This is a genomic window from Sphingobacterium siyangense (genome assembly GCF_023277505.1).
Taxonomy (GTDB): domain Bacteria; phylum Bacteroidota; class Bacteroidia; order Sphingobacteriales; family Sphingobacteriaceae; genus Sphingobacterium; species Sphingobacterium siyangense.
In genome coordinates this window covers 2,675,370-2,689,349 of sequence record NZ_CP080574.1, presented here as the reverse complement: position 1 = coordinate 2,689,349, position 13,980 = coordinate 2,675,370, and the positions used below count along the sequence as shown (strand labels likewise).

The window sequence follows — 13,980 nt, the reverse complement described above, 5'->3', positions numbered from 1 at the left end:
CCCTAAGGGGCTATAACTGTATTGACAAGAGTACTTAAGCACCCTTGTCAATCGTTAAGGGAGCCTTTTTGGCTAGACGTCCCGTATAGTCAAATGATATTAAATTCCAGCTTCTTTATCGGTAAAAATCTGGACTCCTGCTTTTTTTTCAATTAACTGTAGCGGATATAGTTCAGGATTATATACACCATTAAGAACTTCATTCAAAGCGTTTTTCTTGGATTTACCAAATGTAACAATCAGAATATTTTCAGCTTTATTGATAATAGGTTCAGTCAAAGTAATTCTGAACATTGCCTGTGGCTTTAGATAGTAGGCATCAACCCATTTTTCTTTTTCTTGTAAGATCTTTTCTCCTGGAAACAGAGAGGCTGTGTGGCCATCATCACCCATTCCTAAAAGGATGAAATCAAAAATACCGTCAGCTCCTAAAACATTTCTGATTTGAGCTTCGTATGCTTTAGCGTAATTTTCAGGCTCAATTCCCTCTTTATACATGGGGAAAATCTGATTTTCATTTACCGGAACCTTATTCAAAAGTACTTCCAAAGTCATCTTAAAATTACTTTTCTCATCTTCAAGAGAAACCCATCTTTCATCTACCCAAAAAAAATAGATTTTGTTCCAAATTATTTTATCTGCATATTCGGGAGTAGCTAATAAACTAAAAATGGCTTTCGGTGAAGAGCCACCACTCAACGCGACCACAAATTTATCATGCTTCTGAATCGCTTTTTTCGAAAGCTCAACAAATGTATCTGCTGCTTCTTTATATAAAGCATCCAGATTATTAAATATCGTAATATTCATTCTCTTTTCATTAGATTTTAAACCCACTGATGTCCCTGCCGCTCTACCAGTGCATCACTGTCATCAGGGCCCCAGTTTCCTGAAGCATAATTTGGGAACGATGGATCTTTGGTTTTTTCCCAGGTTTCCTGAATCGTTTTTATCACATCCCAAGCTTCTTGTACCTGATCAGAGCGCATAAACAGTGTAAGGTCTCCCACGAGTGCTTCCAATAAAAGAGTTTCATAAGCTTCGGGCGTATCGGTCTGACAGGCAAAATTATCGAAAATCATCTCCACAGGTTTAAGCTCTAAAGACAAGCCTGGCTTTTTAGACATAAACTGCAATCTGATGTCCATTTGTGGCTGGATATTAATAACCAATCGGTTTGCCGACAGAAGCGAGCTGCTTTCTGAAAACGTAGAATTTGGAAGTGGCTTAAACTGAATCGTTATATAAGAATGCTTTTCTTTCATCTTCTTACCGGTACGAACATAAAAAGGAACATCCTCCCATCTTTCATTATCCAGATAAAACTTAATAGCGACAAATGTTTCCGTATTGGAATCATGAGCAATTCCCTCTTCCTGGCGATAGCCTTTTACTTTTACCCCATTTACTTTGCCTCGTCCGTACTGTCCTCTTACCGCATAATGATCTACTTTTTCGGGAGAAATCCTACGGATGGATTTTAAAACATCAACTTTACGATCCCTGATCTCACCCGATTCAAGTGAAGCCGGAGGTTCCATAGCAACCATACAAAGAATTTGCAAAAGATGGTTCTGAATCATATCGCGCAAAGCTCCTGTCTGCTCATAAAAACTGGCTCTTGTTTCCACACCTACTTCTTCGGCAACCGTAATCTGTACCGATTCTATATGTCTGTGATTCCAAAGAGGTTCAAAAATTGAATTTCCGAACCTGAACGCCAAAATATTCTGAACGGTTTCTTTACCTAGATAATGATCAATGCGATAAATCTGTTCTTCCTGGAAAGTTTGTGAAAGAAGATTATTTAGCTCAATGGCAGATTCTTTATTGTGACCAAAAGGTTTTTCGATAATAATTCGATCTGTTGCAGGATCAGATGCTATTGACGTATTTTTAAGATGATTTGAAATTACAGATACAAAGTTTGGTGCAATGGACAAATAGAAAAGTCTGTTGCCTCTCATTCCGTACACCTTATCAAAATTTTCCAGTTTCTGATATAAATCCTGATAAGAGCTTTCTTCATCAAGCTGATGCTGAAAATAGCTGATGTGAGCCTGAAAACCAGCCCAGTCTTCCTTGATTACAGCCTTCCGGGAAAAACTCTCCAGATTTTCTTTAATATAAGCCCTGAATTTTTCATCCGTATTTTCGGCTCTTCCTAAAGCTAAAATATTAAACCCCTTTGGCATTCTGCCATCGATATATAAATTATAGAAGGCAGGAAAAAGCTTTCTTTTTGCCAAATCCCCTGTTGCACCAAAAATAACGATCGTTGTTGGATGCAGGATTGTATTGTCACTCATTGTTAGATTCAGTTATTTGGGTTTTGCCATGAGGTATGAAAGACTCCTTCTCTGTCAGTTCTTTGGTAAGTGTGTGCACCAAAATAATCACGCTGCGCCTGAAGCAGGTTTACAGGTAAAGATGCTGTGGTATAAGCTTCGAAATACCCTAGAGCCGACTGAATTCCTAAGCTTGGAATTCCGTTTGATACAGCAAAAGCAGCTGTTTTTCTTAATGAAGAAATTTTATCTTTTACAATTTCTGAAATTTCCTGATCCAATAAAATATTAGATAAGTTCTCGTATTTTGAATAAGCCAGATAAAATTTCTCCAATAAAACCGAACGGATGATACATCCACCCCTCCAGATTTTAACAACATCTTTTAACGGAATTTCAAACTGATATTCTTCAGAAGCTTTTACCAATAATGCCAATCCTTGCGCATAACTGATTAAAGTAGATAAATACAAAGCATCCCCCACCTCTTTGATGAACAATTCTATATTTTCAGGAGTTTGTACTTCTTCTTTAGCATATAATTGCGAAGCTTTCACGCGCTCATCTTTGTAAGCGGATAAAATTCTTGATGTTACTGCAATATCGATGGTTGGAATAGACACTCCAACTTCCATAGCCTCCTGGGAGGTCCATTTTCCGGTTCCTTTTGCTCCTGCTTTATCTAAAATCTTGTCGACAAGAAAACCGTCTGTTACATCATCTTTTTGCTGGAAAATATCTCTTGTTATTTCAATAAGGAAAGAATTCATCTCGCCTTCATTCCAACTTTTGAAAACTTCATACAATTGGTTATTGTTAAGATTAGCTCCTTTTCTCAGTAAATCGTATGCTTCACTGATTAATTGCATGATGGCATATTCAATACCATTGTGAACCATTTTAACGTAATTCCCTGCAGCTCCTTTTCCCATATAAGCGGTGCAGGGCTCCCCTTTTACTTTTGCCGAAATAACTTCCAGCATAGGCTTCACCAAATTGAAAACTTCCAAATCTCCGCCCGGCATAATACTCGGTCCTCTTCTTGCCCCCTGCTCTCCTCCAGAAACTCCCATTCCCATAAAATGAAGGTTTTTAGAAGCTAAATCAGCTATACGTCTCTCGGTATCTTTGAAATAAGAATTTCCCGCATCAACGACAATATCTTTTGGACTCAGAAGCGGTGTTATGCTTTCAAGAACAGCATCAACCGGTTTACCTGCAGGAACCATCAAAATAACTTTTCGCGGACTGTCTAAACTTAACACAAATTCCTCTAGAGAAACAGTTCCAACAACCTTTGTACCTGAAGCAACTCCTTTACGAAGTTCGATTACCTTTTCTTCATCTAAATCGAATCCTACGACAGAGAAACCATTATCGGCAATATTGTAAAGCAGATTTCTTCCCATTACACCCAGACCAATGACCCCGTAATTATACTTTTCCATTCTTACTTAAAGTTTAGTTTATGCATCAAATTTACTGAAATGCATGCCAGCAAAAAAATTATCTAAAATTTTCTTTCAATTCTGACTTAGTTATCATCAACTGGAAAATATCATTAGTTATTTGGTTACGAGCTTCCAATATAAAAGAAGAGTGCCTTAAACAAGGCTAGTCAATACAAGACTTAACATATCCGAATTCAAAATTATTTTAGTACCAGCATACGCTAACTTAACCAAACAGTTATCCATATCCTTCTTCTGCAAGATTCGGCAAAATATAAAAACCCGCGCATCTTCGACAAGCTAATTAAAACAGCCGCCCTTATTGACCGTCAAGGGAGGCTATGTTAGCTAGATGTCGCTTTGGCTAAGTGTAATAATGCTTAGCGAATACGGATTTCATTTAGTTTTTTAAGATTCTTATCCGTCCGCGACACTAATGTCACCATAAATAAATCTTCTAAGTCACCAATAAACTTAATGGGAGAAATAGAAATTAACATAATATTGCTTTCATCGACAAGAACTTCATTTGGATCGTGCTGTACAAAGTGATCTTCAATCCGGAATATGACATGTTCAGATTTTAGATTTGTATATTTTTTTTAATATCCGACAAGCTCATTAAAATAGGATGGTATCCAGGCTTTAATTCAATGATCATTACCTGCCTTGTCTTGTCAACATCTATTGATTGAACCTCTTCAGGTTTTAATGATCGCATAGCATCGCCTAAGTAGGTTCTACCTTGCATCTCTATCTTAGGCAAAGGTCTTTCATCAAGATCTTTGTAAACAACCTTAGGCAAAGTATCCGTTTTACTATATAAAGGCTTCAATTGCTGTCCATGGGTTAAACTTAAGCCGAAAAATGACAAAAGAGCGCATAAAAGTATTTTTTTCATTTTTACCAGTATAATTTCTTTTAATATATCGTTGGTTATGAGGTTATTTATTAAACAGCATCGCATCGTTCATTTATAGCTATTCTGTTTCCTCGTATATTTGATTGAATCTATTTTTCTCTTTAATAAAAAACATCGGCCTCAATATTTCTCCAAACGTAAATTAACAAATATATTTAGTATATTAGATTGTTGAACCAATTAATTTATAGTATGCGCTATTACCTTATTTTAATTTCCGCCCTATTGCTAACAGGTTGTAAGAAAGAGATCGATCCTACCCAAGGTAAGGAGGTATTGAAAGCGGGGTTTGTATATGTAAATCCAGAAGGCAAACAGCTAAAAGACCCTACTATTATTGTTCCTCCCAAGCTCTCTGCTATGCCTGCCAACATAGCTTATATCCCTTATGAAGGAGCAGCTTTCAAAAGTGATATAAAAGTAGTAAGAAATAAAATAGAACAGGATTACTCGGGAACTCCTGTTGTAAAATGGGTATTATATGATTTGGATAATAAGAGGGTTGTAAAAACGGAATCGGAGTCGGATATTAAGCTCGATATTGCAAGTGTGGGTAAATACCGACTAACGCAATATATTTTCAAAAATGAAATAGAAAGTGAAACACTGAATATGGCATTGGATTCGGCGTCCAAGATCGTGGAGATTTCAACCATAAAATCCATTGACTCAATTGTGATTGATAAGCTCTCATCGCATAGTCCATATCTGACTTCTTCTTTTAAAGAAGACGAAGTCTTTGATGCCGTTGTATCGTTATACAACTCTTTGGAAGACGCTGAGAATAGCAAAAAACCAATCGCAGAAACAGAGGTAAATAAAGCGTTGAAATTGGGCGCATCTCAAATAGCATTCGCCATTACCGATCCTATTTTTATCCCAACATTTGATTTTCCAGAAAAGGATGATTTTTACCTACAATTAACCTACATGCAGCATGGAAAAAAATTCAGGATACTCGATAATCGCTTTGGCTCAATTTTCAAGTATTATAAAACAGGCTATCTGACAGCGGATAAATCCGCCCTTCAGGAAGAAAGAAAATTAAAATTTGGGGATATGACACTTACAATTAGCTCTTCATTTACTTTTCAACGATAACTAGGCGTTAAAACGATCACTGAGTGTTAATTAGTGCAAATTAATTATCCACTCCTTTTTTATTAGCCTTGCGCCCCGGCATTTAACAACACATTGACGTAAGGGATAACCTCAAAAGAAGGGATCACCTATAGCCATTAAATTATTGAAGTCTTTCTGTTCAAGCTTTATTTGGGCTTTTGTAAAAATCACTGCTGCCAAAAGGATAAGACTTGAAAAGTATTTCATCATTATTCGTCTATGTGTTTGTATATTTCTTCTATCTTCGTCCAATTCGTTTCATGAAAATGTTACATCTTCTGCGCCAAAGGCCCATCTTTAGTGACAAGACTAGACCAACCCGGACAAGATCCCAGAGTTAGCTTTGCGATCAATCTGGACGCTAGAAATATATTGGCCACCGTTTCTTCCCCAAAATCCCAGGTCACTACAACAGGCGAACTCGCATCAAATGGTTGAAGGTTTTCTTTGACAAACTCAGCAGGATTTAAAAACGGTAGATTCTCCTTTTTATGCCATTCAGATTCTCTGGGAGTAGGAACGCTATTGTATAACCAAATATCTCCAACTATTCTTTCCTCATTCAATAAGTATGCATAACAAACCTTATCGTCATCTTCGATAAGTACGGCGAATTCTGGACGATCGTTTGATACATATTTTGTTAAACTTCCCATAAAATAGCTAATTTAAAACAACGAAGTCTGTGCCGTATCACTCCGCAATGGCGGCAATCCCTCCCATATCGAAAGCTTCATAACCTTGACTTGTTCAAAGAGATTGTTCAGCATAGCGCTAAGATAACATTTATATCAGAAAAAAGGCTGGATGGATCCAGCCCTAATATATAGTTATGATCCCAATAATAGGATAGTCAGTTTTTAAAAAAATAAAAAACCTTGAGGAGGGGGATCTCAAGGTTTTTACTACCTGTTATTAACCTAATTTATGAAAGTATTGGTATAACAATGGTTGATTCGATTTCGTTTGATCTTTTTATAAAAAAGTTGAGTTCGTCTCTTCGGCCTTACAAATATTTTCATTTAAATGAGAGCCTATTCAAAATGGTATTGATTAAGAAACCAACTTAACCTATAAAAAGAAAAAAGGCCGCTTAGACAGTATCCAAGTGGCCGTAAAACCCTATATGGTTATATTCTCTATTTTCCTTTAGACTTCTCTGCCTCGATCTGCTTTACAAACTCTACAGTGACGTTCGCTAATTCGGCTATCTCCGATATCGAAAATTTATTCGAAGACAAAAGATTTTTTATTACTTCCGCCTTTCCTTCGGCTTTTCCTTTAGCCTCTCCCTCTGCTTTTCCCTCTGCCATTGCTTTTTCGCGCGCTCGTTTCAATTGCTCCTCCTGACTACTTCGGATGCTATCCGCATCCCATTTATTCCTTAAACTTGCGTTGTACATCTCTCGTTCCTCCAATTTTAGTTTGCTATACTCTGCTAACTGAAATAAATTCTCAAAAATAGGCTTACGCAAATAAATGGAAAGTCCATTTAGCGAAGACATATTTTTGAGTACATACAGCCAACGATGTAAATCATTAACTAACTCTGCCTCAGCTTTAACAAAGTTAACCAATTTATCATTAATTTATTTCTCTATTTAGGAACGATAGAGCCCTTCGGGATTCTATATAGATAAAGCCTAGATCGTCGTAAAAAGTATCATCTAAAATCAATGGCACATTTTTTAAGGATAAATTATTATTTTCGTTAATGCATATTTGACCAAATGATGAAAAGCCTAGCGAAAAAGCTTCCATTACTAACCGTAAGCCTTGTTGAATTGAGAAAATGTTATCAGGTACTCATTATTAACCTATTCATTTTGTTAGCCGTATTGCTTTCCAATAATGCCTCTGCTCAAGTTGATTTAAACAATCTCAGAAATAATTGGATACAGATTGATGTGACGAGATTAGATGGTAGTAAAATACTAGCTGTACCGCATTTAAAGGATGTATTCCAAAGTCTAAAGATAGAAAAGTGCTTTGACCTTTCAAAAATAAATGTTGACGCATTATACAACATAGTAGCCATTTATAACGAAACGGGGCAGACCGAAAAAGCCATCGAGATCTTAAATCAATTAATTGAATTGGGGCAAGTCCGAGCACAGGAGTTTTTGAGAGAAAACATAGCTAATTCATCTTTAGAAAGTCATTCAGTCGAACAGAGGCCTATAAAATAGCTTTAACAGGATATTTAGATAATTTTAGAATGAACTTTACCAGTTTTAATAACTACCACAAACTTAACGTGGTTTTTGAGTTTTCGATCTTATGACACCGGTTATGTTACACAGTCTAAGATGGTCTTATATTTTTAAGCATTGGATAGGTACCTTATTATTGGGTACTACGCTTGTGACTATATCCCCAGGATTTAACCCATTAAATTTTTCCGGTATTGGTCAAACGATCCTCTTTTCGCTACTTTGGCTTTGCTATAGCACAATATATTCTATTCCTACGTTGATATGTTGTACACTGGCATTCTATTGGTTCAAGAGCAATACACTCAATGTCAATTGGATCAAAATGACTTTAATACTGATTACATTGGCTGGAATTGCAATGACAATGGCACTAACAATGGGATCAATGGAGTGGGCCATATATTATTCGATCGCTGCAATAATTACTGGGATCTTATTTAAGATTGAGAAGGTATGATTAATTCGCTTACTACAATGTTAACCGGCTTTGGACTTCGATCTAACCCAAAGGTAGTAAGATCAGTTGGAATTACATCTGTTCATTTCCTTTGAAATATTGTTCAAAAGTTGACAAAGGGTTGTTAAAAAGTGATAATTCCCTTTGGAATTTTAACGATACTTAATGACAATTGGGCCAATAAATTATAATTTCACCTATAAACTAACACATATATAAGACATTTGTCATACATTTGTGCCAAATGAATAGGGAAAAGCTAATTTATAGTGCAGTAAAAGTTTTAAATGAAGACTTTCATGCTCCTTTAGAGCGAGTAGCCGAGGTTGCACAAATCAGTAAGCGAACTTTGTATCGGTATTTTAAGGATAGAGATGCACTTATAACTGCCTGCTATGTAGATATGCTTGAAACCTGGTATATCACTATGGTTTCTGCATTTAACAGCAATACTGATCCGGTCAAACAATTGGAAGCAGTGCTATACGCAGCTATCGACAGCGGTGTAAAATATATTTTCCTACACGCCCTTGAGGAGAGGCAGGTTGATGTGGCAGCGATGGACAAAGAAAAAGTTATTGCCTATGAACAAGCAAAAGAAAAGTGGTTTGCTATAGTTCCCCAGCTGCAGGCGAAACACATTATAGACAATCGCTTGTCCTCAGCTTGGATCAGACATCTCTTTGCCAGTGTGGCAAGAGCAAGTGTGAAGGCTTTAAATTCTGGTGACGTCGCTCCGAATGATCTTAAAAAATTTGCCTGGCTATCATTTAGCCGCAGTATAGGAATTGTGGAGTCTTAAATATATAATCAACTATGATACAATCTTTTTTGCTAATAGGGCAATCAAATATGGCCGGCCGCGGAATTCCGGATTCAGTGCCGCCTATCATCAACGAATCAATAAAGATGCTTCGCAATGGACGCTGGCAGATAATGGCCGAACCCATACACAATGACAGGCCTATGGCTGGTGTGGGGCTCGCATCATCATTTGCTGCCTCCTGGCATGCGGATCACATTGGCGAGGAGATCGGCCTTATCCCTTGTGCTGATGGCGGTACCAGCTTAAATGACTGGCAGGTTGGTGGCGCGCTCTTTGACCACGCTATTTTTCAGGCTAAACTTGCTCAACGTAGCAGCCAGTTGACAGGAATATTGTGGCATCAGGGAGAAAATGATTCTTCCGCCGAACTGGCCGCAAAATACGGTGAAAAGTTTGATAGTATAGTCAATGAGCTACGGAAGCAATTAGGGGCTCCTGAAGTTCCCCTGATTATCGGCGCGATAGGCGACTTTTTGCCTTATGGTCTATTTGGAGCGCATTTCAATGATTACCATTTGGTCAATAGCGCCTTACAAAAATATGCAGCATCGCACAACAATTGTAACTTCGTTTCGGCAAAAGGGTTAACTGCAAACGAAGACCAAATTCATTTCAACGCGTCGTCGCTTAGAAAGTTCGGACTACGATACTATCAGGCATTTTTAAATGCAGCAGATGTAACCGAAGCTTTACCTGACGAAGATGAACTACTAGGGAAGATTTATGGACGTGAACTGTCCCCCAACGAAAAGAAGTTTATTTTAGATGTCAACTTTGCATCCGGGAAAATCTCGTTAAGTGAATTCCAGCATCAACTGAAATTGATCGATAAATAATTCAAGATTCATGTTAATCCAAATGGCATAAAAAATAAAGTAAGAATATAAAAACCTTAACAATCAGTTATGGGTGGTATCAACCTTATTCAGCTACGCACTTGGCATTACGGATTACAAACATCGTTCAATCACCTGTGTCATCTACAGGACTAAAAATACAAATAAATACGCACAGTTTAATCGCATTGACCTATAATCCTTTTTTACCCGCTAACCAATAGCCATGTAAAAAAACATGGCTATTGGTTTTTGCTTTAATGATTTTTCTAAACTGCTGAGCCGATTTTACGTTACCCGTCAACACGAAGTTGGCCTCTTCCCAGTCCGGCGTATTGATCATTGGTAGCTTGCCTGCCCAGTCCTCCATGCTGACCAAAAAGTTTTTGGAGAATATCAGGCAATTTTCCAAGCCTAATAATTCTGGAACGTTTTTATTCTCTTCATCCAATTCAAAAAGGAACACAAATTGATGCTTATTCTTCTTTAACATAGGAAGGAAAGAACAAGCTAGTGCTAATGAAGTCTCATCGCCAAAGATGACAAATCTTTGCACCGTTTTATCATAATATCTGCTTAACCCTCTTGGCTTATACATCACGATGTTGTCGCCCACTTTTAAATCTGCCATATAACGACTTCCGCAACCTTTACCATTCAAATAAACAATAAATTCAAACAAGCCCTTTTCAGTATCTGCATAAGAAACGGTATACCTTCGAGCTTCTGTAGCATTAATTCTAAAGTCGATGAACGAACCTACAGCGAATTGTACATTTTTTAAATCCCCATTAAAGCAAATCTTCTTGACAGATTTTGATAAAGAGACCGTTTCGACAACTTCTGTCAACGGTAGCTTGGGCGTTAAGAATTCTAAGGTATCAAATAACCATTTTGGTGCACTTGGCATAGTATTATATTTTGTTCGAAGCAAAGTACAATAGAATCAATCTTATAATATAGAACGGAAAAGAGTAGATATTGGATTAATCGTGGTTTTTGCTACGAAATGTCAAAGCGGTAATTCCTGCAACTTTCACAAACAGTCGCGAAAAATAGGGATAGTCATCGTAACCTAATTCAGCTGCAATCTCTTTTACAGATTTATCGGAATGATATAGCAGGCGCTTTGCCTCTAAAATAATACGTTGTTGTATATGATGTGAAACAGAAAAACCCGTTACGTTCTTTACGCATTCATTTAGATAAGCAACGGAGATGTTTAATACTTCGGCATAGTCCGCGGGGCGTTTCATATGCACAAAATTTTGCTCGAGCAATTCTGAAAATGCCTTCTGAATTATTTCAAAACGCGACAATTTATCTGCTGGTTTTGACTGCTTGAGGAACTGCGACATAAATAGGGCAACCAATGTATTGCAACTGTCTTTCAGCTGCAAATGATATAACTTGTCTTCTTTTCTGTCATACAGGTTTCTACATAAAAGAAAACACGCTTGGATAATCGCTAAATCTGTGCGTGAGCATAACGATAATGGCTCGATAGGTGTATTGCGCTGCAATAGTTTTAGGTAATCCGCATTTAAGTTTTCATTGGATATTGTTAAAATAAATCCACTTATATTTTCGACTTTCAAGGCTCTGTGAACCTGATTTGGCGATTGATATAGTATAGTTGGCTTATCTATCAAATATTTTTTAAAGTCTATTTCGGTATGCGAGATACCACTTTCCTGCAATACGAAAAGGTGATAGTCGTGTCGATGTGCATGATTAAACTCTTTACTCCCGGGAATTTCTGATGCTATACGAACAACAGCTATTCCATTACCAAAATCGCTGTCCCAACTTCTGACAGGAATAGATGCCTTGTGTTTTTGCATAGATTTTAAACTATGGTTAAATACAAATGTAAAAAATAAATGCCCTATAAACGGTTCAACCGATCTATTTATTCACAAAAAAAGCTTTGCAGTAGGGACACAAAGTTAGTATTTTCCTAGTCTTTAAGCCACCAAGTTCGGTCAGAACACTTTGCGTATTTCAAGCTAAATTATTTTTTTTCTGTTCACTTTCAGCAAATTATCTACACAAAATCGTATATTTAGCCTTAATGCATCGAATTTTGAAGATTGATGAATTGCGAATGTATATCGAATGCTAACATTCGATAATAGCATTTTTAAATTTAAAGTAAAATGAAAGACTTAAAAATTGGAAAAATAATTATTAAGGTTAAGGCCATTATTATTGTCGCTTTTTGTCTATTTTTAAACGGATCGGTGATCGGAGCTGTGGCAGCACACACACAAGTGACAGAAAAAGGGATAAATCCGCTGTTAATTTATATTCTCATCTTTTTGCCTTATATTATTATGTTCAAGAGTATCAAAAATAATATAACAGAATTAGAAGCTTAATTGGCAGGAGTTCCCATCCAAGATATCATCTTTCACTGTGGTTGCGGAGGAATATATGCTATTGCCAAAATAAAATTTTGATCTGTATATACAGGAGAACATCGATGTTCTTTTCATTTGAAACGTTACTTATCAGAATCTCTTTCAAAATCACTATTTTAAAAAGTTCCGCACTTGGCGGGGAAAGAGGAAGTTCGGTCGAACTACTTCTCTCCTTATTATCCTTCTTTGAAAATATTAAAAACGAAAGCGCTATATAATACTAAAAGTAAAGCAGCCTAAGAAAAGGGGCTTCACTTTTAGTATTTTTATCATAATTTAAAACCATTAATAAATAACGTGCTTTTGCAATTTACTGTTTAATAATCGTTTCAAACGAAAAACCTGTTAGCTATTTATCATTTTTTTTCAGATAACCTATTGAGCAAGAAATGCAATAGCCTTCGTTAAAAAAGTCTCATAATTTTGATAAAATGCGGCGTGCCCCGAATCTGAAAACTCTAAAAGCATAGCGTTTTCTAAATTTTGTTTCATATTGTAGGCATTTTGAATGGAAATTGGAAGGTCCTGATCACCGTGTACGATTAAAACAGGTTTTTTGATAGCCTTAATTTCATCCAGTGCTCCGGGGTCTGGCTGTGCCCAGGTTAGTACAGCTGTAAACTGAGCAGACGAACTAGCATCGCTAAGCACTGGATCTCTATCAATTATCCGTTGATGAACTCTAGCATAAGATGATTTTCCAGACGCAATACTTGACTGTGAATCGGTAAATCCGAATTTTAAGTAGGAATCTTCGGGACTAAGTCCTGCACTTCCAGCAATTATATTTGGAAGATTGGAAAGACCAATAGCTCCCTTGGGCCCACTATCAGCTAAAATTATTTTATTAATTAGTTCGGGATCCGTCAAAACAATTCTTTGAGCCACGAATCCGCCCATTGAAAATCCCATAATATTGACCTTCCCAAAATTCATTGCTCTGATAAAATCAATGGCATCGTTAGCCATTGCCTGGATAGTATTGGGGGTCGCTCCTTTGGAAGATGCCACTCCTTTATTATCAAATATGATCAATTTATATTCTTTCGCTAGACCGTCGGTCACCGCAGGATCCCAATCATCCATAGAACCACCTGTTCCAGGTAGTAATACTAGCGGAATTCCTCCATCTTTACCCCAACTTCGGTAAGCGAAATCTGTTCCTTTCACATTGATAAAGCTGGTCTTCGCATTTTTGTGATTTACAATGGTCGTCTCCTGCTCTATTGGTAAATCATTATCGTCGCTACACGAAATCGATACTGCGGAAAAAAGGCTTAAACATAGTACGCCTGCGATAGTAAATTTTCTGATTGTCTTCATTTTATTATTGTTTTAATGATTATGAAGCAAACTTAAAACGATCGTCAAAGCACTACATACCCAAAACAGTTGAACCGGACAATTTTGTAAGTGAATTAGTCAATTCCGCGGCTCAT

The 13,980-nt window shown here is 37.0% G+C and carries 14 protein-coding genes; 5 read left to right on the top strand and 9 right to left on the bottom strand.

The window, feature by feature from the left end:
• Positions 1-99 precede the first annotated feature (99 nt).
• The 4 genes from pgl to K2F45_RS10840 all read right to left on the bottom strand — a co-directional run bounded on the left by pgl (position 100) and on the right by K2F45_RS10840 (position 4,640).
• Positions 100-810 carry a 6-phosphogluconolactonase gene (gene pgl, locus K2F45_RS10855; RefSeq protein WP_075992178.1) on the bottom strand — a complete coding sequence of 237 codons (711 nt, stop codon included), beginning with the start codon at positions 808-810 and terminating at the stop codon, positions 100-102.
• Positions 811-827: 17 nt separating this feature from the next.
• Positions 828-2,309, bottom strand: coding sequence for a glucose-6-phosphate dehydrogenase (gene zwf, locus K2F45_RS10850; protein ID WP_075992177.1), 1,482 nt, complete (start codon positions 2,307-2,309; stop codon positions 828-830).
• An 8-nt stretch (positions 2,310-2,317) separates the two neighbouring features.
• On the bottom strand, positions 2,318-3,736 hold the full coding sequence (gene gndA / locus K2F45_RS10845) for an NADP-dependent phosphogluconate dehydrogenase (RefSeq protein WP_075992176.1): 1,419 nt from the start codon (positions 3,734-3,736) through the stop codon (positions 2,318-2,320).
• 586 nt (positions 3,737-4,322) lie between these two features.
• Positions 4,323-4,640 carry a hypothetical protein gene (locus K2F45_RS10840; protein ID WP_075992175.1) on the bottom strand — a complete coding sequence of 106 codons (318 nt, stop codon included), beginning with the start codon at positions 4,638-4,640 and terminating at the stop codon, positions 4,323-4,325.
• A 213-nt stretch (positions 4,641-4,853) separates the two neighbouring features.
• Between K2F45_RS10840 and K2F45_RS10835 the strand changes: the two genes are divergently transcribed.
• Entirely contained in the window at positions 4,854-5,762 is a 909-nt protein-coding gene (locus K2F45_RS10835; protein WP_075992174.1) for a hypothetical protein, read from the top strand.
• Positions 5,763-6,052: 290 nt separating this feature from the next.
• Here the strand turns inward: K2F45_RS10835 and K2F45_RS10830 are convergent, their stop codons facing one another.
• Together K2F45_RS10830 and K2F45_RS10825 are read right to left on the bottom strand one after the other, a co-directional pair.
• Positions 6,053-6,439: a hypothetical protein gene (locus K2F45_RS10830; protein ID WP_075992173.1), complete on the bottom strand. Its 387-nt coding sequence runs from the start codon at positions 6,437-6,439 to the stop codon at positions 6,053-6,055.
• Between the two features lie 483 nt (positions 6,440-6,922).
• Complete coding sequence (locus K2F45_RS10825) at positions 6,923-7,360, bottom strand: PD-(D/E)XK nuclease family transposase (protein WP_248933538.1); 438 nt, start codon at positions 7,358-7,360, stop codon at positions 6,923-6,925.
• A 153-nt stretch (positions 7,361-7,513) separates the two neighbouring features.
• Between K2F45_RS10825 and K2F45_RS10820 the strand changes: the two genes are divergently transcribed.
• The 3 genes from K2F45_RS10820 (at position 7,514) to K2F45_RS10810 (ending at position 10,118) form a co-directional block, all read left to right on the top strand.
• Entirely contained in the window at positions 7,514-7,972 is a 459-nt protein-coding gene (locus tag K2F45_RS10820) for a tetratricopeptide repeat protein (protein ID WP_248933537.1), read from the top strand.
• A gap of 728 nt (positions 7,973-8,700) precedes the next feature.
• Entirely contained in the window at positions 8,701-9,258 is a 558-nt protein-coding gene (locus tag K2F45_RS10815) for a TetR/AcrR family transcriptional regulator (RefSeq protein WP_075992168.1), read from the top strand.
• A 14-nt stretch (positions 9,259-9,272) separates the two neighbouring features.
• Positions 9,273-10,118: a sialate O-acetylesterase gene (locus tag K2F45_RS10810; RefSeq protein ID WP_157626030.1), complete on the top strand. Its 846-nt coding sequence runs from the start codon at positions 9,273-9,275 to the stop codon at positions 10,116-10,118.
• 193 nt (positions 10,119-10,311) lie between these two features.
• Here K2F45_RS10810 and K2F45_RS10805 read toward each other — a convergent pair whose 3' ends face one another.
• Positions 10,312-11,028, bottom strand: coding sequence for an FAD-binding oxidoreductase (locus K2F45_RS10805; protein WP_248933536.1), 717 nt, complete (start codon positions 11,026-11,028; stop codon positions 10,312-10,314).
• Between the two features lie 76 nt (positions 11,029-11,104).
• Positions 11,105-11,962, bottom strand: a complete 858-nt coding sequence (locus tag K2F45_RS10800; RefSeq protein ID WP_248933535.1) for an AraC family transcriptional regulator — start codon at positions 11,960-11,962, stop codon at positions 11,105-11,107.
• A 315-nt stretch (positions 11,963-12,277) separates the two neighbouring features.
• Here K2F45_RS10800 and K2F45_RS10795 point away from each other — a divergent pair, with 315 nt between their 5' ends.
• Positions 12,278-12,499, top strand: coding sequence for a hypothetical protein (locus tag K2F45_RS10795; protein ID WP_075992166.1), 222 nt, complete (start codon positions 12,278-12,280; stop codon positions 12,497-12,499).
• Between the two features lie 417 nt (positions 12,500-12,916).
• On the opposite strand, the gene K2F45_RS10790 is transcribed toward K2F45_RS10795, so the two are convergent.
• Positions 12,917-13,864 (bottom strand): alpha/beta fold hydrolase, encoded by a 948-nt coding sequence (locus K2F45_RS10790; protein ID WP_248933534.1) that lies wholly within the window; start codon positions 13,862-13,864, stop codon positions 12,917-12,919.
• Positions 13,865-13,980: the final 116 nt, after the last annotated feature.